19 protein-coding genes, 1 other RNA gene, 2 pseudogenes and 1 riboswitch are annotated in these 23,235 nt (G+C 46.7%); of the genes and pseudogenes, 12 read left to right on the top strand and 10 right to left on the bottom strand.

The window, feature by feature from the left end; genetic code table 11:
- Window positions 1-3: 3 nt before the first annotated feature.
- The gene (locus ICN20_RS01025; protein ID WP_216237623.1) at window positions 4-1,527 is read left to right on the top strand and encodes a malonyl-CoA synthase; all 1,524 of its coding nucleotides are present in this window, start codon (window positions 4-6) and stop codon (window positions 1,525-1,527) included.
- Here ICN20_RS01025 and ICN20_RS01020 read toward each other — a convergent pair whose 3' ends face one another.
- The 5 genes and pseudogenes from ICN20_RS01020 to ICN20_RS01000 form a co-directional block, all read right to left on the bottom strand.
- Window positions 1,528-2,346: a sulfite exporter TauE/SafE family protein gene (locus ICN20_RS01020; RefSeq protein ID WP_216237622.1), complete on the bottom strand. Its 819-nt coding sequence runs from the start codon at window positions 2,344-2,346 to the stop codon at window positions 1,528-1,530.
- Window positions 2,347-2,565, bottom strand: a non-coding RNA gene (gene ssrS / locus ICN20_RS01015) — 6S RNA. It lies immediately after the preceding gene.
- Window positions 2,566-2,664: 99 nt separating this feature from the next.
- A pseudogene (locus tag ICN20_RS10330) lies at window positions 2,665-2,880 on the bottom strand (cell division protein ZapA); the annotation flags it as partial.
- A complete protein-coding gene (locus tag ICN20_RS01005; protein WP_216237613.1) occupies window positions 2,861-3,148 on the bottom strand; it encodes a hypothetical protein in 288 nt (95 codons plus the stop codon). The gene ICN20_RS01005 and the pseudogene ICN20_RS10330, both read right to left, overlap by 20 nt.
- A gap of 27 nt (window positions 3,149-3,175) precedes the next feature.
- Window positions 3,176-5,143, bottom strand: a complete 1,968-nt coding sequence (locus ICN20_RS01000) for a TonB-dependent receptor domain-containing protein (RefSeq protein ID WP_216237610.1) — start codon at window positions 5,141-5,143, stop codon at window positions 3,176-3,178.
- A 143-nt stretch (window positions 5,144-5,286) separates the two neighbouring features.
- A riboswitch (cobalamin riboswitch) is annotated at window positions 5,287-5,503 on the bottom strand.
- 82 nt (window positions 5,504-5,585) lie between these two features.
- Between ICN20_RS01000 and ICN20_RS00995 the strand changes: the two genes are divergently transcribed.
- The 7 genes from ICN20_RS00995 (at window position 5,586) to ICN20_RS00965 (ending at window position 12,464) form a co-directional block, all read left to right on the top strand.
- Window positions 5,586-6,203, top strand: a complete 618-nt coding sequence (locus tag ICN20_RS00995; RefSeq protein WP_216237609.1) for a Crp/Fnr family transcriptional regulator — start codon at window positions 5,586-5,588, stop codon at window positions 6,201-6,203.
- Window positions 6,204-6,407: 204 nt separating this feature from the next.
- Window positions 6,408-8,117 (top strand): oxalyl-CoA decarboxylase, encoded by a 1,710-nt coding sequence (oxc, locus tag ICN20_RS00990; RefSeq protein WP_216237605.1) that lies wholly within the window; start codon window positions 6,408-6,410, stop codon window positions 8,115-8,117.
- A gap of 49 nt (window positions 8,118-8,166) precedes the next feature.
- On the top strand, window positions 8,167-9,417 hold the full coding sequence (frc, locus tag ICN20_RS00985; protein WP_215391251.1) for a formyl-CoA transferase: 1,251 nt from the start codon (window positions 8,167-8,169) through the stop codon (window positions 9,415-9,417).
- An 82-nt stretch (window positions 9,418-9,499) separates the two neighbouring features.
- Complete coding sequence (locus ICN20_RS00980) at window positions 9,500-9,928, top strand: PAS domain S-box protein (protein WP_216237602.1); 429 nt, start codon at window positions 9,500-9,502, stop codon at window positions 9,926-9,928.
- A gap of 139 nt (window positions 9,929-10,067) precedes the next feature.
- Window positions 10,068-11,315: a formyl-CoA transferase gene (gene frc / locus ICN20_RS00975; RefSeq protein WP_216237591.1), complete on the top strand. Its 1,248-nt coding sequence runs from the start codon at window positions 10,068-10,070 to the stop codon at window positions 11,313-11,315.
- Between the two features lies 1 nt (window position 11,316).
- The gene (locus ICN20_RS00970) at window positions 11,317-12,249 is read left to right on the top strand and encodes a methionyl-tRNA formyltransferase (protein ID WP_216237589.1); all 933 of its coding nucleotides are present in this window, start codon (window positions 11,317-11,319) and stop codon (window positions 12,247-12,249) included.
- Between the two features lie 32 nt (window positions 12,250-12,281).
- The gene (locus ICN20_RS00965; RefSeq protein ID WP_216237587.1) at window positions 12,282-12,464 is read left to right on the top strand and encodes a hypothetical protein; all 183 of its coding nucleotides are present in this window, start codon (window positions 12,282-12,284) and stop codon (window positions 12,462-12,464) included.
- Between the two features lie 19 nt (window positions 12,465-12,483).
- Here the strand turns inward: ICN20_RS00965 and panC are convergent, their stop codons facing one another.
- The 4 genes from panC to metG form a co-directional block, all read right to left on the bottom strand.
- Window positions 12,484-13,335, bottom strand: coding sequence for a pantoate--beta-alanine ligase (gene panC / locus ICN20_RS00960; RefSeq protein WP_216237585.1), 852 nt, complete (start codon window positions 13,333-13,335; stop codon window positions 12,484-12,486).
- On the bottom strand, window positions 13,332-14,195 hold the full coding sequence (locus ICN20_RS00955) for a ScpA family protein (RefSeq protein WP_216233293.1): 864 nt from the start codon (window positions 14,193-14,195) through the stop codon (window positions 13,332-13,334). The genes panC and ICN20_RS00955 overlap by 4 nt, the downstream gene beginning before the upstream one ends.
- Window positions 14,188-14,376 (bottom strand): DUF3460 family protein, encoded by a 189-nt coding sequence (locus tag ICN20_RS00950; protein WP_216237582.1) that lies wholly within the window; start codon window positions 14,374-14,376, stop codon window positions 14,188-14,190. Before ICN20_RS00950 ends, ICN20_RS00955 begins: the two co-directional genes overlap by 8 nt.
- A 103-nt stretch (window positions 14,377-14,479) precedes the next feature.
- Window positions 14,480-16,150, bottom strand: coding sequence for a methionine--tRNA ligase (gene metG / locus ICN20_RS00945; protein WP_216237580.1), 1,671 nt, complete (start codon window positions 16,148-16,150; stop codon window positions 14,480-14,482).
- Between the two features lie 161 nt (window positions 16,151-16,311).
- On the opposite strand from metG, the gene ICN20_RS00940 reads away from it, so the two are divergent.
- Genes ICN20_RS00940 through ICN20_RS00925 form a run of 4 tightly spaced genes read left to right on the top strand, consistent with a single transcriptional unit; the run spans window position 16,312 to window position 20,952 of the window.
- Window positions 16,312-17,154 (top strand): formate dehydrogenase accessory sulfurtransferase FdhD, encoded by an 843-nt coding sequence (locus ICN20_RS00940; protein WP_216237576.1) that lies wholly within the window; start codon window positions 16,312-16,314, stop codon window positions 17,152-17,154.
- Window positions 17,155-17,194: 40 nt separating this feature from the next.
- Window positions 17,195-17,761: a dCTP deaminase gene (gene dcd / locus ICN20_RS00935; RefSeq protein ID WP_071464932.1), complete on the top strand. Its 567-nt coding sequence runs from the start codon at window positions 17,195-17,197 to the stop codon at window positions 17,759-17,761.
- Window positions 17,762-17,773: 12 nt separating this feature from the next.
- The gene (locus ICN20_RS00930; RefSeq protein ID WP_216237573.1) at window positions 17,774-18,688 is read left to right on the top strand and encodes an ion channel; all 915 of its coding nucleotides are present in this window, start codon (window positions 17,774-17,776) and stop codon (window positions 18,686-18,688) included.
- A complete protein-coding gene (locus ICN20_RS00925; protein ID WP_216237571.1) occupies window positions 18,685-20,952 on the top strand; it encodes an arginine/lysine/ornithine decarboxylase in 2,268 nt (755 codons plus the stop codon). Before ICN20_RS00930 ends, ICN20_RS00925 begins: the two co-directional genes overlap by 4 nt.
- 89 nt (window positions 20,953-21,041) lie before the next feature.
- Here the strand turns inward: ICN20_RS00925 and ICN20_RS00920 are convergent.
- Window positions 21,042-23,235: pseudogene (locus ICN20_RS00920) on the bottom strand (hypothetical protein); the annotation flags it as partial.

Here is a 23,235-nt window from a genome sequence, read left to right as displayed (position 1 = left end):
CGAATGAATTTGTATTCACAATTGGAAAAAGGTTTTCCAAAAGATAAAAAAGCATGCGCTCTCGAGACGCATGATGGTCTCTATTACTCATGGGGTGACCTAGAGTCGGCAACAGCAAAGCTTGCCAATTTACTCACCAGTCTTAAGTTGCCAAAAGGGGCGAGGGTTGCAGTACAGGTTGAAAAATCGCCTGAAGCCCTTTTCCTATACCTGGCGACCATTCGTGCCGGCTATGTGTACTTGCCGCTGAATACCGCCTATCAATCTGCAGAAATCCAGTACTTCCTAGAGAATGCAGAGCCCGCTGTAGTTGTTTGCAGCAGCAAGAATCTTTCATGGGTATCCAAAGTAGCTTCTAAGGCCGGCACTAAGCATGTTCTTACTTTGGATGAGAACCGGACAGGTACTTTATTAGAGCGCGCTGCAAACCTGAGTGATAAATTCAAGACTGTTCCAGCAAAAGATGATGATCTTGCTGCCATTCTGTATACCTCTGGTACAACGGGTCGCAGCAAAGGTGCAATGTTGACGCATAAAAACCTAGGAAGTAATGCGCAAGTGTTGCAAAAGTTCTGGGGCTGGAAAAAAGGTGATGTATTGCTACACGCTTTGCCTATCTTCCACGTTCATGGCTTGTTTGTCGCAGCGCATGGCGCCTTGATTAATGGTAGCAAAATGATTTGGTTGCCGCGTTTAGATACCGCACAACTCATTAAGCATATGCCGCAATCTACAGTAATGATGGGTGTGCCAACATTCTATGTGCGCTTATTGGCTGACAAAGGCTTCAATAAGAATGTAGCGCGCAATATGCGTTTGTTCATCTCTGGCTCGGCACCTTTGCTAACAGAAACATTTAACACCTTTAAAGAAGTCATTGGCCAGCCTATCCTTGAGCGTTATGGCATGAGTGAGACGGTGATGTTGGTTTCTAATCCTTACAAAGGTAAGCGAGTCGGCGGTTCAGTTGGCCTGCCTCTGCCTGGCGTAAAGGTGCGCGTTGTCAACGAAGACAGCAAGCCTTGCAAGGTTGATGAAATTGGTGGCATTCAGGTAAAGGGTCCAAATATATTTAAGGGCTACTGGCGCATGCCTGAGAAGACGGCTGAAGAATTTACAAAAGACGGCTGGTTTAAAACTGGTGACGTTGGTCGTTGGGGTGGTGATGCCAATGGTGGCAAGGCGCCTAAGGACTACTTATGTATCGTCGGTCGTAGCAAGGATTTAATTATCTCTGGTGGCTATAACGTCTATCCAAAAGAAATTGAGAGTTTTATTGATGACATGCCTGGTGTTGATGAGAGCGCTGTGATCGGTATTCCGCATCCAGATTTTGGTGAGGCAGTGATGGCGGTTGTTGTGCCAAAGGCTGGGGCAAAGTTAAATGCTGAAGCGATGATCGCTACCTTGAAAACGCAAATTGCGAACTTCAAGATTCCTAAGCGTATTGAGATTGTTGCTGATTTACCTCGTAACGCTATGGGTAAGGTGCAAAAGAATATTTTGCGTCAGCAATACACTGCTTAATTAAAAGCCAAATGCCTTGCGGCTTTCATTAAACATGAAGGCTGCAAGGAAAAAAAGCAGGATGCCAAAGACGCGTTTGAGTTGAGCAATATCGAGTTTTCTGGCCATCTTGGCGCCCAGGGGTGCTGTAAAGATGCTCACCACCACAATGCACGCCACTGCTGGTAAATAAACAAAACCTAGAGATCCCGCCGGTAGGTTGGGGTTGCCCCAACTGCCATACATATAGCCAATCGTTGCGGCAGCTGCAATTGGGAAGCCTAAGCCTGATGAGGTCGCCATTGCTGTATGCGGCTTCACATTGCACCAGAGCATAAATGGCACTGTGATGAAGGCACCACCGGCCCCCACTAGACTTGCAAGTCCTCCTGCAAATGTCCCAAAAGAAAATAATCCTACTGCGCTTGGCAACTCTCTGCCTGCCTTAGGTTTCTTATTGAGTAACATCTGGATAGAGGTGTAGACAACAAAAAGAGCAAAGAAGAATGAAAGCCAAGAGGTTTTTAATGCTTCGAATAATTCACTTCCACCAATCAGTCCGCCAAAAACCATTCCAGGACTTAAGGATGCAACCAGCCTCCAATCAATTGAGCCGTGTTTGTGATGCGCCCAAATTGCGGAGGTTGTAGTAAATAAAATAGTGGCCATGCCGGTAGCAATCGCCATATGGACGATAACTTCCTGACTAAAGCCGAGATGGTTAAATACCAGAATCATGAAGGGAACCAGAATCATCCCGCCACCGATTCCTAAGAGGCCAGCCAAGTAGCCGGAGATGCCGCCACACAGCATCAGCATCAAGATATCACTTAGTAACATGAATTCCCCGCCTTAGCCGCTAGGCCGTCATCCTGAACCCTAAGGTTCAAGGTGGAACGGCTACTCTGCTTCGGGTGCATTAAGAGGCTCAGGGAGTAACCAAGTCTAAGTTGGCACTGTGAACTTGCAAAACGCTCACGCCCACAAGGTAAAGATCGTTCCGGATGCTTGCGCATCGGTTCAAGGAACTATTGGCCTTGGCGAACCAGGCAGGGAAAGGGTTTGCATCAAAGCATCTACTTGATCTTCAAGTGCGCGAATTTCACCCTGAAGGCGAGTGACTTCATCGGAGCTCACATTGGAAGAATTGCCTTGCTGCGATTGATTTTTTTGCAGGGTAATAAGGTCGCCAGCAATTTTGAGTGCCGCCATCATGCTGGCACGTTCAATGCTGCGATTACCGCCGCTGATAGCAAGTTGAATCTGTTCATCCACCAAGACACATGCTGCACGTAATAATGGTTCGTGCTCAGCACTGGTTGCTAAGGTGATTTTTTGGCCAGCGAGACTGACTTCAATGCGTTGTTGGCTCATTATCATCCTCTGAATTATTGGGTGGAACTACTTCGCCAAGTAGATTGAGCTGGCGACCATCACTTTGTTCCGGCAGGCGACTCAAAATGCGTTGAACACGTTTGTGAGCATCATCAATTTTGCCCTCAAGTTGCACATTATTTTGATTCAGTTTTTGTACCGCTTGAGAGATTGCCTGAATTTTCTCGGCCACGCGATTAATGGATGCGCATAGCGTATCCATATTTGAGGCGAGGTTGCCAGAGGAAAGAGGTTGGTACTCATTCATACTGGCATTGTAGTCCGAAAAAAGAGCTTATTTCATGGCGTAACGTAGGCCTACAAATAGGTTTGAGCCCGGGGTGTTATAGCCATAGCTTAATTGGTAGGTCTTATTTAAGGCATTATTCCAGCGTGCAAATACGCTAAGGTCTTTTTCTAAATCGTAATTAGCATAGAGATTAAAGATGGTGTAGCCGCCCATACCGGTGTTCGCACCCTGAAAATCATCTCTTCGCCCGGAAAAAGTCGCACCAACACCGCCAGTTAACTTAAGGTAAAGGTATTCAGCGGCTAAATTGCCATACTGCTTGGCTTGTTTAATCAGGGTGCTATTGCTGCTTTCATTTACTGGGTTTTGCTGTGTGAAAGAGCCCTTTAGGTTGAGCGAAGCAATTTGAGTAGACCCGCTTAAAGTACCCCCGGTAATTTTGGCGCTGGCAACATTGGATGCGCAGCCAAAAATACCAGTCCCTACTGGGCAAGTATCTGAATTGCTTACTTGAATCAAGTTTGAGATAGAGTTACTAAAGACCACGACATGTCCATCGAGACCTGGTTTTTCAAAATGCAGTCCCGCCTCTGTGTTCTTGCTTTTCTCAGGAAGAATCGCTGTATTCCCATATCCAGGGTAGTAGAGGTCATTAAATGTGGGCGCTCTAAAGCCGGTACCGTAGTTAATATTTGCGCGCCACTCTTTGGTAAAGAAATAACCATAAGCCGCTGCGCCTGTAGTTTGTGGTCCGTATCCAGTGATGCTGTCATTGCGCAATGAGAAGTTGGCTATGTGCGCCTCTCTTTTGAGTTGATAGGCAATCGCACCTGAATTGGTGTTACGGGTTTGACTAAAGCCTAGAAATGGATAGGGCGCCGTCGGGTTATTGAAGTCACCGTTGTTGTAGTCAAGCTGATAGCTCGATACCTTTTGGGTTTTACGTTCTGCCAATACTTGCAAAATATCGGAACCAATGGCGAAATCATTTTGCCAAGTGTAGGTATTTTGTCTTTGATTCAGAGTGCTGTCATATGCAGGGTTATCTGGAGTGTTCGGAGCATGTGTTAATGCCGTTCCTGTTTGCGCCGAGACTTGCAAAAGGCTGCGCCAGTTTTCCATCACCTGATTTTTAGAGTACAGAGAATAAGTTCCTAATTGAGAAACTTGATTTTGGATTTGTTGATATAAAAACTCTTGTGGGTCGTACTGCGGCAGCTGATTATTGAGGCGGCTATTAAGAAATTGCAATCCAAGCTCTTGTCCTTTGCTCCATTCTTGTGAAAGCTTGCCTGTAATACTGTCTTGCACGTAACCCGTTCTGCCTGAAGCAGTCAGACCGTCCTTATTGTTTGGGGCAACGGTATTAAAGCCCATAGAAAGAGTTTGACTGGCTGCGAGCGAGTAACGAATTTTTTGATCGCCTTGCGTAGATCCGTTAATGCTGACTTCACTAATGCTGGTGCCGTAGCTGCCATATCCAAAAGAGGCGCCTACCTTGGCAGGACCATCTCCTTTTTTAGTAAAGATTTGTACTACACCGCCGATGGCATCCGATCCATAGAGACTGCTTTGGGGTCCGAATACGATTTCAATATGGTCGATGATAGTGAGGGGAATCACCGACCAGTTAGTGCCACCATTAATAGCATCATCAATGCGAACTCCATCGACTAATACGAGCGTCTGATTGTTAGTAGTGCCTCTTAAGAAAACACTAGCATTGGAGCCCCCCGTCCCATAACTAGAAATCGTGACACCTTTTTGGCGTTGAAGTAATTCAACTAAGCTAGTCTGTCCGGCCTGTTCAATTTCTTCTGGTCCGATATAAACATTGTCAGCCAATACATCACTGGCTTTGGTTGGTGTTCGCGTTGCGGTGACGATGATGGGATTAACGGAATTGTTTGTGCTTGCCAAAACAAATGGTGCGTTGTTTTGTGCAACGACATTCATGCTGATGAGGGTGCCCAATATAAAGGCGACCTTTGTCTTGCTGGACTGCTGCTTCATGATTCACTTTCTGCTATCGATTGCCTAGCTAACTTCCCCGTTAGCTGGGTCGAACAGAATTTCCCGTGCAGGAGTTCAGGCGTCAATGTGGCATCAGATCGTAGGATCGAACGCATTCATCGGCGCGCGAAGGTCCCCGTCCGCAAAATTCCACCTGTCTTGGCCGGTATCCGGGCTAGTAAATATCAGAATCTGGCCTTCCCATGCGATTGACGCGCACAGTGGCTTTGTCAGATTCCTGACGTCCCAGAAAAGCTAAAAAGGACGCATTTACCTACCGTTGCGGGGGCAGCACACGTTTAGTGTTTCCCGTTTAACTTTATTGCACTGCAATAAAGCACCACGACCCCTCCATTCTAGCGGATTCGCACCACTCTAAGCAGGGGATAAGGGCTTTGAAGGGTAAAAAAGCCTACAATAGACGGTCTAGGAACAAGGATTTATGACCGCATTAGATAAGCACCCCGAAAAAAACCTGATTCGCCTGCAGTTGAGTCAAAACTCGGTCTTAAAAAGCTTGGATCCAGCTGCAATGGCTGATTTAGAGCGCCATTTAGAGATTTCCGATCTAAAGAAATCTGAAATATTGCTTCACCAGGGGGACCATCAGATGGAGCAGTACTTTGTTCTAGATGGCATCCTCAAGCGGATTGTTTCCAGTGCAGATGCAAAAGAGATGATTTTGCGGTTTGCCATTGAAAAAGATATTGAAACTAGCTATGCCGCTTGGCGCCTGAAAACGGCAGCCCCATACAGTATTGCCTGCGTCACTAAGGCTCGCGTGGCTCGCATGCCTCTGAAGAAGTGGGCTGAATTCCTTGAGGAGCACAAGCCCCTTAAAGAGAGCTTTGAATTTGAGGTGATGCGCCTGATGAGCGAAATCATGGCGCACACTATTACTCTGCATATGTTGGATGCCCCGGGCCGGGTAGAGCGTTTCTTGCGTAAATATGAGGATTTGTTTGAGCTGCTTCCTAAAAAAGAGTTGGCAGCCTACTTGAACCTCTCCCCAGAGACTTTAAGTCGCCTCAAAACGAAGCATAAAGAGCTCTTTGTTTAGGGGCCAAAACCGCCCGTAATTACAGGATTTAGGGGGAAATTGACCGAAGTCAATGATGAACCCCCTCCCCAAGCCTAATATTCAGATCAGCCTAAGCGGGATACAAAACCCGTTATGCGATTTATAACTACATTGGAGACGTTAGCGAAAGCTAAATTGCATTAGCTCTACCAGAGCCGACCCGCAATTTTTATATAAATTTCTATGACAACAGATAATCAAAACACACAATTAACCGATGGCTTTCATCTCGTCATTGACGCTTTGAAAGCAAACGATCTCGATACGATTTTCGGTCTCGTTGGTATTCCAATTACTGACTTATGTCGTTTAGCGCAAGCAGAAGGTTTGCGTTTTATCGGCTTCCGTCACGAACAACACGCAGGTAATGCTGCCGCTATTGCTGGTTACATGACGCAAAAGCCAGGTATCTGCATGACAGTTTCTGCTCCGGGCTTCTTGAACGGTTTAACAGCATTAGCAAACGCTACTGTGAACTGCTTCCCAATGATTTTGATCTCCGGTTCAAGTGAGCGTGAAATCGTTGACTTGCAACAGGGTGACTACGAAGAGATGGACCAGCTCAACGCTGCTAAGCCATATTGCAAAGCAGCTTATCGTATTAATCACATTGAAGATATCGGCATTGGTTTTGCTCGCGCAATCCGTGCAGCAGTTTCTGGTCGTCCAGGCGGCGTGTATTTGGACTTGCCAGCTCAGTTGCTTGCGCAAACTATGCCTGCTGACGAAGCTAAGAAATCCATCTTCAAAGTAATCGATCCAGTTCCACGTCAAATCCCAGCAGCGGATGCAGTTGCTCGTGCTTTAGATGTGTTGAAGGGTGCTAAGCGTCCATTGATTCTCTTGGGCAAAGGCGCTGCTTATGCTCAAGCTGATAAAGAGATTCGTGATTTGGTTGAAAAATCAGGCATCCCTTACTTGCCCATGTCTATGGCTAAAGGTTTGTTGCCAGACAATCACCCGCAGTCTGCTTCTGCAGCGCGCTCATTTGTATTGGCTGAAGCTGATGCAGTGTTATTGGTTGGTGCGCGTTTGAACTGGTTGTTGGCGCACGGTAAAGGTAAAACTTGGGGCAAAGAGCCTAAGAAATTTATCCAAATCGATATTCAAGCAAACGAAGTGGATAGCAACGTACAAATCGCTGCTCCATTGATTGGTGATATTGGTTCATGCGTTGGTGAACTCTTGAAGGGTATCTCTGCTGTTCCTAAGCCAAGTGCTGAGTGGATTGCTGCGATCACCGAGAAGAAGGATAAGAACTTAGCCAAGATGGCAGAGACATTGGCTAAAGAAGCAAACCCAATGAACTTCCATGGCGCGTTGCGTGTGATTCGTGATGTGATCAAGAAGAACCCAGATGTGAACTTGGTTAACGAAGGCGCAAACACACTCGACTATTGCCGCGCAATTGTGGATATGTATAAGCCACGTAAGCGTTTTGACTCTGGTACTTGGGGCATTATGGGTATCGGCATGGGTTATGCGATTGGTGCTTCCGTAACTAGTGGCTTGCCAACAGTTGCCGTAGAAGGCGATAGCGCATTTGGTTTTAGCGGTATGGAATTGGAAACAGTTTGCCGTTATAACTTGCCAATCACAACTGTTATTTTCAATAACAACGGTGTGTATCGCGGTACTGACGTAAATCCAACTGGCGGTGCTGATGTTGCTCCAACAGTATTCGTTAAAGATGCTCGTTACGACAAAATGATTGAAGCGTTTGGTGGTGTTGGTTACTACGTAACTACTCCAGCAGAATTAGAAGCAGCGTTAACAGAAGCGATTGCTGCCGGTAAACCAGCCCTCATCAATGCTGTTATTGATGAAACAGCAGGTACTGAGAGTGGACGTTTAACGAACTTAAACCCATCTACAGCAGCTGCTAAGAAGTAATTCAAGACAAATTTAGAAGCAAACAAGAAAGACTTAAGGAGAAACACACATGACTAAACCATTAGACGGTATTCGCATTATTGACTTCACACACGTACAAGCAGGTCCTGCATGTACTCAGTTGTTGGCTTGGTATGGCGCTGACGTAATCAAAGTTGAGCGTCCAGGTTCTGGTGACGTAACTCGTAGCCAATTGCGCGATATTCCAGGTGCAGATGCTCTGTACTTCACTATGTTGAACGGTAACAAGCGTTCTTTGACTTTGGATACTAAGACTCAAGAAGGTAAAGAAGTTTTAGAGAAGATGATCAAAACTTCTGACGTTATGGTTGAGAACTTTGGTCCAGGCGCTTTAGATCGCATGGGATTCTCTTGGAAGCGTATTCAAGAATTGAACCCAAAAATGATCATGGCTTCTGTTAAAGGTTTTAGCGATGGCCACTCATACGAAGACTTAAAAGTGTATGAGAACGTTGCTCAGTGTGCTGGTGGTGCTGCTTCCACAACTGGTTTCTGGGATGGTCCTCCTACAGTTTCTGCTGCTGCTTTGGGCGACTCCAATACTGGTATGCATTTGGCAATTGGTATTTTGACTGCTTTGATGCAGCGTCAAAAAACTGGCAAAGGTCAAAAAGTATCTTGCTCAATGCAAGACGCTGTATTGAACTTGTGCCGTGTGAAATTGCGCGATCAACAACGTTTGGACAAAATTGGTTACTTGGAAGAGTACCCACAGTACCCACACGGTTCATTCACTGATGTAGTTCCACGTGGCGGTAACGCTGGTGGTGGCGGTCAGCCAGGTTGGGTATTGAAGTGTAAGGGTTGGGAAACAGATCCAAACGCATACATCTACTTCACTATTCAAGGTCACGCTTGGGAGCCAATTACTAAAGCTTTGGGCAAACCAGAGTGGGCAACTGATCCAGCGTACATGACTGCTGAAGCTCGTCAAGACAAGATTTTTGACATCTTCGCAACTATCGAAGACTGGCTCAAAGACAAGACTAAGTACGAAGCTGTGGACATCCTCCGCAAGTTCGATATTCCATGTGCTCCAGTTCTCTCCATGAAAGAATTGGCTGCTTCACCAGACTTGCGTAAGAGCGGTTCTATCGTTGAAGTCGACCACAAAGTACGTGGTAAGTATTTGACTATCGGTAGCCCAATCAAGTTCTCTGATTTGGAAATCGAAGTTGGTCCATCACCAGTATTGGGTGAGCACACTGACGAAGTATTGGCTGACCTTGGCTATAGCGCTGATGACATCGCTAAGTTGCACACAGCTAAAGCAGTTTAATAACAAGTAACACTGGCATTAATTTGAAGGCGCTCTTAGTGAGCGCCTTTTTTATTTCTTCAAAACTCTATAGACTGATGATATGAATACCAATGTTGATTTACACCAGCTAGTAGAGTGCGTAGGCGATGCGATTATTGTTGCTGATGCTCATGAAAAGATTGTGCTCTGGAATCCAGCTGCTACTCGCATCTTTGGATATTCCGAAGAAGAGGCCTTAGGAAATACTTTGGACCTTATTGTTCCTGAACGTCAACGCCAGAGACACAACGAAGGCTATAGCCATTCAATGGAGACTGGCACAACCCGTTACGGTGCCTCCTTATTGAAAGTGCCAGCTAAGCATAAGGATGGCAGCACTTTATCGATTGCCTTTAGTGTTGGAATGCTTTTTGATGCTGCCGGGAAGGCCAACGGGGTAGTTGCCATCATTCGAGATGAAAGCGAGCGTTTTGCCGAGGAAAGAGCTCTTAAAAAACGCCTCTCTGATCTTGAAAACCCCCAGATATAGACTCATATAGGCCTTAACAAGAGTAATTACAGGTTTAGATGGAATTCATGCCCAAAAAACGGGCAGGCCTGAATTTTCCCTATTTCCCACTGGTAAAATTGCCTTAATTCAAAATTTCATTCTTATTAGGACTTAAATCATGGCAAAAGCACTAGAAGGGGTCAAAATCCTCGACTTTACGCACGTTCAATCTGGGCCGACTTGTACGCAGTTGTTAGCTTGGTTTGGCGCAGACGTCATCAAGGTAGAAAAATCAGGTGAGGGCGATGCCACCCGCGGTCAATTGCGTGATATTCCTGATGCAGATAGCTTGTATTTCACAATGTTGAACCATAACAAGCGTTCTATTACGGTGAACACCAAAACCCAGAAGGGTAAAGAAATTCTGGAGCGTCTCATTAAAGAGTGTGACGTATTGGTGGAAAACTTTGCACCAGGCGCGCTCGATCGCATGGGATTTTCCTGGGAACGTATTCAAGAACTCAATCCAATGATGATCATGGCTTCTGTAAAAGGCTTCGGTCCTGGTCCATACGAAGATTGCAAAGTGTATGAGAACGTAGCGCAATGTGCTGGCGGATCCGCTTCTACAACTGGTTTTGATAATGGTCCTCCAATGGTGACTGGCGCTCAAATCGGCGACAGTGGAACAGGTTTGCATTTGGCTTTAGGTATCGTCACAGCGCTCTACCAACGTACTCACTCTGGCCGTGGTCAGAAGGTATTGGCAGCAATGCAAGACGCTGTTTTGAACTTGTGCCGCGTGAAGTTACGCGATCAACAACGCTTGGAGCGTAATGGCTTGATGCAAGAGTACCCACAGTTCCCGAACGGCGAGTTTGGGGACTCCGTACCTCGTGCCGGTAATGCCTCTGGTGGTGGTCAGCCTGGTTGGATTGTGAAATGTAAAGGTTGGGAGACAGACCCTAACTCATATATATATGTGGTGGTACAGGCTCCAGTTTGGGAGGCGATTTGCAAAGTCATTGGCCATGAAGATTGGATTACCGATGTGCGTTTTGCATCACCAATGGCACGCTTACCGCACTTGATGGAAATTTTCGGTGAGATCGAAAAATGGACCATGACCAAGACAAAGTTTGAGGTGATGGATATATTGAATAAATACGACGTTCCATGCGGCCCAATTTTGTCCATGAAAGAAATTGCTGAAGAGCCCGCACTGCGCGCTACAGGTACCGTGGTTGAAGTGGATCACCCAATTCGTGGAAAGTACCTCACTGTTGGTAACCCAATCAAGATGTCTGATAGCCCAACAGATGTGACTCGATCACCATTGTTAGGTGAACATACTGACGAGATCCTTAGCGAGTTGGGCTACTCAACTGATGAGCTAATTGCATTACGTCACGATAAGGTGATCTAAGATGCGGGTTGCTTTAATTGGGAGTGCGGATTTTGGTAAAGCAGCTTTAGATGCTTTTTTAGATCGCGGCGATGAAGTGGTCGCTGTTTTCTGCCCACCTGACAATCCTAAATCAAGCAAACCCGAAGTCTTAAAAGAGGCTGCACTGGCAAGGGGCTTAACTCCCTTGCAGTTTTCTTCTTTGAAGGGCCCTGAAGCTGCTCAAGCAATGATTGATGCCAATGCAGATATTTGCGTAATGGCTTATGTGCTTCAGTTCGTGCCACAAGAGCTCTGTAAGATTCCTAAACACGGAACCATTCAATATCACCCATCGCTCCTTCCAAAGTATCGTGGCCCGAGCGCTATTAATTGGGCGATCGCATTAGGTGAGGAGAAGACTGGTTTAACCATCTTCCGTCCATCTGATGGTTTAGATGAAGGCGAAGTGATTTTGCAAAAAGAAGTAGCCATAGGACCTAATGACACCTTAGGCAAGATCTACTTCGATCACTTATTCCCGGTTGGCGTTAAAGCTCTCCTTGAAGCAGCTGACTTAGTAGTTGCCGGTAAGCATCAAGAAGTTGTTCAAGATGAATCCCAGGCTAATTATGAAGGTTGGTTTGATACCAATGTGGCACAGATTCATTGGGCAACTCACATCAGCCAAATTTATAACTTGATTCGTGCATGCAATCCAGCGCCGGGTGCCTGGACAAAGTTTGGCGAACAAAAAGTGCAGATTTATGATTGCCATAAGCATGTTGTCGCAACATTTGGCGCTGTCAAAGGCAAGCCTGGCGAAGTCACTCAGATAACGCTTGATTCATTCTTTGTTGCCTGCCATGGCGGACAGATCGAAGTCCTCAAGGCTAAAGGAGCGGCGGGTAAGGTTACTGGTGCTGAATTGGCAAAAGAGTTAAGTCTAGAGGTAGGCCAGTTCTTTGTTCTATAGATCTGATTCTTGAGTGCCCACTAAATCAAGCTATGACCGAAGTAAATCCTCAAGCGCCATCTTCCCCGGCGGAAGATGTAAAAAAAGAGCAAGAAGAAGTCATTAATCATGAATCTGCTGCTGATCCTAAGGCCCACAATCCAAGAAGGGGTGGGCCCAGTAAGCGTGAAATGATGGAAGAGTTATCTCGTCAAAGGTTTCCTTGGGACGAGTAGGTCTCGGGAGATTCTGGTGCTAGATCTCTAGATTATCAATCAAGCGTGTTTTGCCAAGCTTAGCCGCCGTCAGGATGACGAGAGGCTCACCAGCCTGTAATTGTTCATTCGATGCTGGCGCTAAATCACTCTGTTGACGAATAGCGATGTAATCAGGATGCCAACCACGTTTCGCTAAGGAGGCAACCGCAGTCTTTTCGATCTCAGAGATAGATTGGCTATTTCGATCTTTCAGCTGGAGGACGCGCTCACGTGCTTCTTTGAGTGCCTTCATTAACTCGGGTGCTTCAGCACGTTCTTCAACTGAGAGATAGCCATTGCGTGAGGAGAGGGCTAGGCCATCTTCTGAGCGAATAGTTTCACCAGGAATGATTTCTACTGGCAAAGCAAATTGCTTAGCCATCTGACGGATGATCATCAGTTGTTGGTAGTCTTTTTTACCAAACACAGCAACCTTGGGCTGCACACAAGAAAAAAGTTTAAGAACAACTGTGCAAACCCCTTTAAAGAAGCCAGGGCGGAATTCACCTTCGAGGATGTCGCCTAACTGTTGTGGCGGATCAACTCGATATTCTTGAGGCTGTGGATAGAGATCTCGTTCGGTAGGTGCAAATAGGATATACACACCTTCTTTTTCCAGCTTGTCGATGTCTGCCTGCATGGTGCGAGGGTAGCTATCAAAGTCCTCGTTAGGTCCAAACTGGAGGCGGTTAACAAAGATACTGGCTACCACTGGATCACCATGTTGTCTTGCCAGGCGCATCAATGAGAGATGACCCTCATGGAGGTTACCCATCGTTGGTACAAATGAAGCGCGGTTTTGACCTCTTAAGTGGTCACGTAACTCTTGTATGTCGCTAATGATTTTCATGCAACAGGGGTATACGCCAGACGCACATAAATCGGCGCATAGGGCTCCGCTTGAGTAATTTCAACTAAGGCTTCGCGTGAGAGCTCAAGCATAGCAATGAAGTTCACGATGACTACGGGTATGCCTTTACCAGAGTTAATTGCCTCTTCAAATAACTCACTGAACTCTACAAATTTAGTGCTTTGTAGGCGACGCAAGATGCGCGTCATAAAGTCACGCACTGATAATTCTTCGCGAGTAATAGTGTGGTGCTGAGTGAGTTTGGCGCGGTGCAAAACATCACGCCATGCCATTTGTAAATCTTCTACATTGACGTCTGGCCAAGCAATGGCAACTGTAGTGTCCACATAGCCATGCGCCACCTGAAAGTCGCGACCTTGCTGTGGAATTTGATCGAGCTCTTGGGCAGCAAGCTTCATGCGTTCGTATTCCAAGAGACGACGCACTAATTCTGCGCGTGGATCTTCTACTTCTTCTTCGCTGTCTGCCTTCTTCATTGGCAGGAGCATGCGTGATTTAATTTCAATCAACATTGCGGCCATGAGTAGGTATTCAGCAGCAAGTTCTAAATTGTGATGGCGGATTTGATCGACATAGCTCAAGTACTGTTGAGTAACCTGCGCCATTGGAATATCGAGAACATTGAAGTTCTGTTTGCGAATGAGGTAAAGCAATAGATCTAACGGGCCTTCAAATGCCTCTAGAAAAACTTCGAGTGCATCTGGTGGAATATAAAGATCAGTAGGAAGCTTAAATAGTGGTTCGCCATAAAGCTTGGCGAAAGCAGCCGACATGCCATCGGTTACCGATGGAGTGCTGTCTAGCAAATCGGACATCGGCTGTGCGCTAGGCTCAGTCATTCGAGTACACGTAGGCGCGTTGCTTAAGTTTTGCAGCTTTTGCGCGGCGTTGGTCTTCAACGCTCAATGGCTCTTTATCCCAAAGGAGGGCGCGACCAGCTTGCTGCTCTGCCTCGAGGTTTGGATGCTCGGATTTGAGTTCAGTTAAGAACTGGGTGATTTCAGATTGATATCTTGCCATGGTATTTCCTAAAATACTCAATAAATACAATAACTTATGAAATTAATTCGAAAAGTTATCTAGGGACTACAAACGCCATTATAGGTGCTTTTTAGGGGGCTTTTTACAAGTTTGCAGCTAGCAAAGCCTCAATTTGAGGGGCTTCCACGCGGGTCATGAGGTGCTTGTAAGGCTTAACTGGGTTTTTGCTGGAAAGAGGCGTATTGATGTCTGACCAGGAAAGGGATGGGAGAGATAAAAACTCTTCTACTCCAGTTGCCACCTGAGGAATGACGGGCTTGAGGTAGAGGCTGAGCATCCGGAATGCTTCCAGGGTAATGCTGCAGACTCTTTGTAAATCAGCTTCGCGTTCTGGATCTTTGGCAATTTCCCATGGCTTGTTCTCATCTACAAAACCATTTACCTTATCGGCGAGCTCCATAACAGTACGCAATGCTTTTGCGAATTCACGCCCCTCATAGAGTTCTGCGATTTTGTCGCTTGATGATGCAATTTCTTTGAGGAGGGGATTGCTCATCGCTTCATCTGAAACCACGCCACCAAATCGCTTTACCAAGAAGCCAGCACTGCGGCTTGCAATATTGATGTACTTACCGAGTAAGTCGCTATTAACACGCGCAACAAAGTCTTGAAGATTTAAATCTAAATCTTCCATGCTGTCGTTGAGCTTAGTGGCAAAGTAATAACGGAACCACTCTGGATTAAATCCACACTCGATCACACTGTTTGCGGAGATGAGTGTCCCCCGTGATTTACTCATCTTCTCGCCATCAACGGTTAAGAAGCCATGCGCAAATACATTGGTTGGTGTGCGATACCCGGCAAACTTTAAGGTCGCGGGCCAGAACAATGTATGGAAATACAAAATATCTTTACCAATGAAGTGGTATTGCTCGGTCGTGGTGTCTGGCTGAACCCATTCATCAAAATTAAGGCCTTTAGATTGGCAATAGTTGAGGAAGCTGGCGTAATAACCAATCGGAGCGTCAAGCCATACATAGAAGTATTTGCCTGGAGCATCAGGGATCTCGAACCCGAAATACGGGGCGTCGCGGGAGATATCCCAGTCGCCCAGCTTGCTTTCTCCTGGCTGACCAACCCATTCTTTCATCTTATTGCGAGCCTCAGGCTGCAAAGGTGTTTTGACTTGAGTCCAGTCGCGTAAAAACTCTTCACAACGAGGATCTGATAACTTAAAGAAATAGTGATCCGAAATCTTTTTAATCGGTGTTGCACCGCTGACAACTGAAAAAGGATTCTTCAGATCCGTTGGCGCATACGTTGCACCACATTTTTCACAGTTATCTCCATATTGATCTTTAGCGCCGCACTTCGGACACTCGCCTTTGATAAAACGATCCGGTAAGAACATTTCTTTAACGGGATCGTAAGCTTGCTCAATCGCACGCTTTTCAATCAGCCCTGCATCACGCAGCTTGAGATAAATACTTTGGGCCAGCTTCTCATTCTCAGGACTATCTGTCGTGTAGTAGTTATCAAACGAAATGAGAAAGTTATCAAAGTCACGCTTATGTTCTTTCCAGACATTGGCGATGAGTTCTTTCGGCGTGATGCCTTCTTTTTCAGCGCGCAACATGATGGGGGTGCCATGTGTATCGTCGGCCCCAACGTAATGCACTTCATGGCCGCGCATTCTTTGGAAACGAACCCAAATATCAGTTTGTACATACTCCACCAAATGGCCGATATGGATCTGACCATTAGCGTACGGTAAGGCGGAGGTAACAAGAAGGCGGCGATCAGAACTACTCATGTAATGCGGACTTAAATAAGAAGGTTAGACGGTCAAATAGGGTGTAGCACTCAATTATGCTGGCTAATGCAGTGATTTTAGTCTGCGGTTAAAGTAAAGCTCCGCGGAGTCTTCCTAAACCCCGATAAAATTTAGTACAGCCCCACCTTAGAGAGTATTTTATGGCAGCAAAACCGACCATTCAGATGTCTTGTGCCTCCGTGCCCCTAGTGCATGAGGTTGAAGTCATGGATGAGCTGGGGCGCCTCAAAACCACCCACATCCCAGGAGAACGCCCCTTAACCATTTATTTGGACAAGCGTGAAGTCGTCACCCTCATGACCTTAGGGAGTGCCCCAGAGGCCTTGGTGTTGGGTTATTTGCGCAATCAGCGTCTAGTAGAGTCGCCTGACGATATCGAGAGTATTCAGGTGGATTGGGAGACGGATTCAGCTGCCGTTAAAACCCGTCGCAGTACGGTCGATATTGACGCCCTGACAAGCAAGCGGGTAGTGACGACTGGTTGTGGTCAAGGCACGATGTTTGGTGGCTTGATTGAAGAGATGGATGCGATTCGGCTTCCCGAAGGTCCGGCACTATCCCAAGAGGCAATAGTTGCCTTGATTGACTCCATTCGGGTACATGATTCGATTTACAAGAAATCTGGTTCAGTCCATGCCTGTGCGGTTTACGAGCGGGACGGCAAGGATGGGGTGCGTCTACTGCACTTCATCGAGGATGTCGGCCGCCATAATGCAGTCGACTCGATTTCGGGTTTGATGTGGCTGGTAGATAAGCCGGGTAAGGATCTGATTTTCTTTACCACTGGTCGCTTGACCTCGGAGATGGTTATTAAGGGCGCTCAGATGGGGATCCCCTTTCTGCTGACCCGCTCAGGAGTCACCTTGATGGGTCTTGAGCTGGCCCGCAAAACCAACCTAACCATCCTCTCCCGCTGCTCAGGTAAACACTTTGAGATCTATAACGCCCCGGAGAGGGTCGTTTTTACCCAAAAACCCCAATAATTTCGTGGGCAGGTGAGGGCGAAGGTTTTACAATTCGGCCATGACTATTAAATCAGACCACTGGATCCGCCGCATGGGCGAGCAAGGCATGATCAGCCCATTCGAACCTGGGCAAGTTCGCCAAGACGCCGCCGGCAATAAAATCGTAAGTTACGGCACTTCAAGCTATGGCTATGACATTCGTTGTGCAGACGAATTCAAGATCTTTACTAATATCAATAGCACTATCGTAGACCCGAAGAATTTTGACGAGCAATCCTTCGTTGATTTCAAAGGTGATGTTTGCATCATTCCTCCAAATTCATTTGCGTTAGCAAGAACGGTCGAGTACTTCAAAATTCCGCGCAGCGTATTAACGGTTTGCGTTGGTAAGAGTACTTATGCGCGTTGCGGCATTATTGTGAACGTCACCCCATTTGAGCCTGAGTGGGAAGGTTATGTCACTTTAGAGTTTTCAAACACTACGCCATTACCTGCCAAGATTTATGCGGGTGAGGGTTGCGCTCAAGTACTCTTCTTTGAGAGTGATGAAGTTTGCGGCACATCTTATAAAGATCGTGGTGGTAAGTATCAAGGTCAGCGGGGCGTTACCCTGCCTAAGACCTAAGCCATTACGGCAGTGCGAAAATTTCTTTTTAATCGCCGTCCAACGCGGATTAATTTAGAGGAATATCGCGCCACACTCTCGCGCTCAGAAATGGCGCGCCCAGAGAATAACTTCTACCATTGGCTGCTAGGTACCACCTGGACTAGCTTTATGTTGCTAGTTGTTTTTGTATATCTTGGCACCAACCTTTTATTTGCTTTTGCTTATATGGCATGTGGAGATGGCGCCATTACCAATGCACGACCAGGCTCTTTGCTAGATGTCTTTTTCTTCAGCGTTCAAACGATGGCAACTATTGGGTATGGTCGTATGACGCCTGTTGGAAGTTGGCCAAATGCAATTGTAACTTTTGAAGCATTCTTCGGAATCGTCTATTCGGCCTTGACTACTGGTTTGGCTTTTGCGCGTTTTACTAGACCCACCGCAGGCATACGTTTCTCTAAAGTAGCTGTGGTTGGTAATCATGACGGCATCAAAACGTTAAAGTTTCGAGTAGCCAATGATCGTAGCTCTCATATTGTGGAGGCCCAGCTACGACTATGGCTAATCGCAGAAAGCATGACTAGTGAAGGCGAGCGCTATCGTCGATCAGTCGAGCTACAGCTGCACCGTTCTGAGAGCCCGGTCTTTTCTATGACCTGGACGGCGATGCATAGCGTGGATGAGGTAAGCCCTCTAAAAGATTTCTTGGGTAAAGCGGAATTGAATGGAAATTGGCATCTTTTAATTACCTTTACGGGTTATCACGAGAGCTTGGCCAACCAAGTCTACGCTCGCCATGTTTACTTACCAAGAGATGTGCAGCAAAATGCGACTTTTGTCGATATAGTCACGGTTTCGCCAGACGGCAGCCGGATCATTGATTTAGCCAACTTTGAGAAGTGGGTTCCGAATGTCTCGGATAAATTAGTAGGGGAGTTTTTATGAAATTTCGTTTTCCAATCATCATTATTGATGAAGACTTCCGCTCCGAAAATATTTCGGGTTCGGGAATTCGTGACCTCGCCGAGGCGATCGAGAATGAAGGTATGGAGGTTATTGGCTTAACAAGCTATGGTGACCTGACTTCGTTTGCTCAGCAAGCTTCTCGCGCATCCTCGTTCATCGTCTCAATTGATGATGAAGAGTTTGACTCTGATTCTGAAGATAATGATCTTCCAGCATTAAATAACTTGCGTGCCTTTATTACTGAAGTGCGTAAGCGTAACGAAGATATTCCGATCTTCTTATATGGCGAGACTCGTACATCGCGTCATATGCCAAATGACATCTTGCGCGAGTTGCATGGCTTCATTCATATGAATGAAGACACTCCAGAATTTGTAGCCCGTCACATTATTCGTGAAGCTAAGGTGTATTTGGATTCTTTGGCTCCTCCATTCTTCCGCGCCTTAACTAATTACGCCTCTGAGGGCTCTTACTCTTGGCATTGCCCAGGTCACTCTGGTGGCGTTGCTTTCTTAAAGAGCCCAGTAGGGCGTATGTTCCATCAGTTCTTTGGTGAGAATATGCTTCGTGCCGACGTTTGCAATGCTGTTGAAGAGTTAGGTCAACTCCTGGACCATACTGGGCCAGTGTTGCAGAGCGAGCGCAATGCTGCACGCATCTTTAATGCCGACCATTTGTTCTTCGTCACTAACGGCACCTCTACTTCCAATAAGATTGTTTGGCACTCCACAGTTGCTCCTGGCGACGTTGTCTTGGTTGACCGTAACTGTCATAAGTCCGTGATTCATTCCATTACTATGATGGGCGCGATCCCGATTTTCTTAATGCCGACCCGAAATCACTTGGGCATTATTGGACCAATCCCAAAAGAAGAGTTTGAGTGGAAAAACATCAAAAAGAAAATTGATGCCAATCCGTTCATTAAGGATAAGAACGTAGTGCCACGCGTCATGACGCTGACTCAAAGCACTTATGACGGTATCGTGTACAACGTCGAAATGATTAAAGAGATGTTGGATGGCAAAGTAGATTCATTGCATTTTGATGAAGCTTGGTTGCCACATGCTGCCTTCCATCCTTTCTATAAAGACATGCATGCGATTGGTTCGGATCGTAAGCGTACCAAGAAGAGTTTGATGTTTGCTACCCAGTCAACCCATAAGTTGTTGGCTGGCCTATCCCAGGCTTCACAAGTATTGGTGCAGGATGCAGAAGATACTAAGCTCGACCGGGATTGCTTCAATGAAGCCTATTTGATGCATACCTCTACTAGTCCTCAGTACGCCATCATCGCTTCATGTGACGTTTCAGCAGCCATGATGGAGTCACCTGGCGGTACAACCCTAGTTGAAGAGTCTATTGCTGAGGCAATGGACTTCCGTCGTGCGATGCGTGAAGTAGATGATAAGTTTGGGGCTGACTGGTGGTTTAAGGTTTGGGGCCCAGATCATTTGGCTGAAGAGGGTATTGGCGAGCGTTCGGATTGGATCTTGGAGCCATCTGCTGCTTGGCACGACTTTGGTAAGTTGGCTCAAGACTTCAATATGCTCGACCCAATTAAGGCGACAGTAGTTACACCTGGTTTGGATATCGAAGGTAATTTCGGTTCTATGGGTATCCCGGCCAGCATCGTGACCAAGTACCTTGCTGAGCATGGGGTGATCGTTGAGAAATGCGGTCTGTACTCCTTCTTCATCATGTTCACCATTGGCATTACTAAAGGCCGTTGGAATACGCTTGTAACTGAATTGCAACAGTTCAAAGATCATTTTGACAAGAACGCACCGCTATGGAAAGTCTTGCCAGAGTTTGTCGCCAAGCATCCACGTTACGAGCGCGTTGGCCTTAAGGATATCTGCCAGCAGATTCATGAGTTTTATAAGAGTCGTGATGTGGCACGTATGACTACTGAGATGTATACCTCCGATATGGAGCCAGCCATGATGCCTTCTGAGGCTTGGGCAAAGATGGCGCACAAGGAAGTGGATCGTGTTCCCCTTGACCGGTTGGATGGCCGTGTAACAGCCATGTTGGTAACACCTTACCCTCCAGGTATCCCGCTATTAATTCCTGGTGAGCGCTTCAACAAACGGATTGTCGACTATCTCTATTTTGCGAGAGACTTCAACGAGAAGTTCCCTGGTTTTGAGACCGATATTCATGGCCTGGTGAAAACCGATGTTGATGGGCGCAGTGAGTATTACGTAGATTGCGTGAGGCAAGAGCCGGATATTACTTTGTAATGCCGTTAGTAATAATGCATCCTGCCGAAAGGCGGGGTACACAGAGGACCAATATTAGTTGAGAGCTTGTGTAGTTGTAATCAAACTACTTATAAGGGCTTTATTAAGATGAGATTCGCTTGAAAAGCGTTGTATCCGCTATTACCAGAGAACCCTTCAAGCACTCCTACAGCTTTAAATCCTCCGCCAATTTCTACCTCATTCAATTTAAGTCTGACTAATCCAGCTGTAACCCCAGTTTGAGTAATTGGCATATCAAAACTATAGCTTGCTATATTTTGAGATGTTGCTGTTAAGTTCTGCTTAGATGTAAGGTTTCCAACCACCCCAACTGAAAGTGTTAATGGGGCTGATTTTTTCTCTGGAGCTTTTGGGAGGATGTCGTATGCAATACCCATGGCTAGGGGTAGGGAGGTGTAGTTAACGCTTCCAACATTGAGGCCAGCGATCGATTGACTCGCCGCCCCAGAATTAGTGGCTGTACCAGTTTCATTAAATGCCGAGGACTTAAATGCAAGCACGCCAAGTTGAGTAAATACACTTATTGGTGTATTTACTACTAAAAATGGATAACTTACTTTACCCTGTAGACCATTCCATAAAACATTCGGGTTACTTGTTAGCGATTCTGAATTGCTAAGAATTGCGCCATTGAGGTTATAGCCGGCGGTTACATTTCTTTGTAATTTATTTTGGGAGCCTCCACTAACGGCCATGACGGAGTATTTTGCTTGATCCCAATTACCTGATTTAAAGATTCCAACCTGGTAGCTTGTGCCGCTATTGCTGACTTCACTACCTCCGTTCATGGAATTTCGGGTTAGACCTGCAACTATACCTATCTTGCCAAAATAATCTGTATCGGCGTCTGTTGCTGCGCTTAGGCCAGAGATCGTTGAATGTAATGATCCAGTATTAATTCCAATTTGATTGACGTTTGCATTTTGATAACTTACTGCTAGCTTTACTTGGCTTGCTTGATCCGAGTCTATGAGTTCGTAAGCAAGATTGGTTAGTAAGTTATTGGATTGGAGGGCTGTGGTCATTGGCGCAGCAATACCACCCGCCGGAATCTGGTTAATCGCCCCTGCTATTGGCGCGTAATAGCCTGAAGATGCTGCAATAGCAGCGGCCGCACCAGTTCCCGGAACGTAACTACCCGGAGTTGCAAGCGTCGCAAGACTAGCCCCTATAGTTGGAACAAACGTTCCTGGACTAGCAGCAGTCGCCGCAGTCGCTCCCGATGTAGCAACGTAATAACCAAGAGGAGCTAGGGTAGCCGCAGACGCTCCAGGCGCTGGCACATACGAGCCTACTGGCGCAGGTAGCGCTGCCGTACTTGATGAAGCACCTGTTACTGGAATATACGTTCCCGCTGGTGCAAGTATTCCGGCGCTAGAAGATGATGCGCCCGATACAGGAATATAAGTTCCTGCAGGAGCTAATACCTCAACACTAGAAGATGATGCGCCCGATACAGGAATATAAGTTCCTGCAGGAGCCAGTATGGCAGCTGTAGAAGAAGAAGCGCCGGCAACTGGTATATATGTTCCTGCTGGGGCCAGAAAGGCGCTGGTCATCCCGGTATTTGGGGCATAAGTTCCGGGTGGCGCAGGTAATGCTGCTGAGCTAGAGGCAGCTCCAGGGGTTGGAATGTATGTTCCAACTGGAGCCAGTATGGCAGCTGTAGAAGAAGAAGCGCCTGCAACTGGTATATATGTTCCTGCAGGAGCTAATACCTCAACACTAGAAGATGATGCGCCCGATACAGGAATATAAGTTCCTGCAGGAGCCAGTATTCCAGCACTAGAAGACGATGCGCCTGCTACTGGAATATATGTTCCTGCCGGGGCTTGAAGTGTGTTGGTCATCCCGGTATTTGGGGCATAAGTTCCGGGTGGCGCAGGTAATGCTGCTGAGCTAGAGGCAGCCCCAGGGGTTGGAATGTATGTTCCAGCTGGAGCCGGAATAGCAGCTGTAGAGGATGAAGCGCCTGCAACTGGGATGTAAGTTCCAGCTATCGTTGGTACAGCAGCCGTTGAAGATGCAGCGCCTGCAGCTGGAATATAAGTTCCTGCAGGAGTCAGTATGGCAGCCGTAGAAGAAGAAGCGCCTGCAACTGGAATATAAGTTCCAGCTGGAGCCAATAACTCGGCACTAGAAGACGATGCGCCTGCTACTGGAATATATGTTCCTGCCGGGGCTTGAAGTGTGTTGGTCATCCCGGTATTTGGGGCATAAGTTCCGGGTGGCGCAGGTAATGCTGCTGAGCTAGAGGCAGCC

It is taken from the genome of Polynucleobacter sp. JS-Polo-80-F4, from assembly GCF_018881965.1.
Taxonomy (GTDB): Bacteria; Pseudomonadota; Gammaproteobacteria; order Burkholderiales; family Burkholderiaceae; genus Polynucleobacter.
The sequence above is the reverse complement of the archived record's forward strand: the minus strand, read 5'-3'. Positions and strand labels throughout refer to the sequence as shown.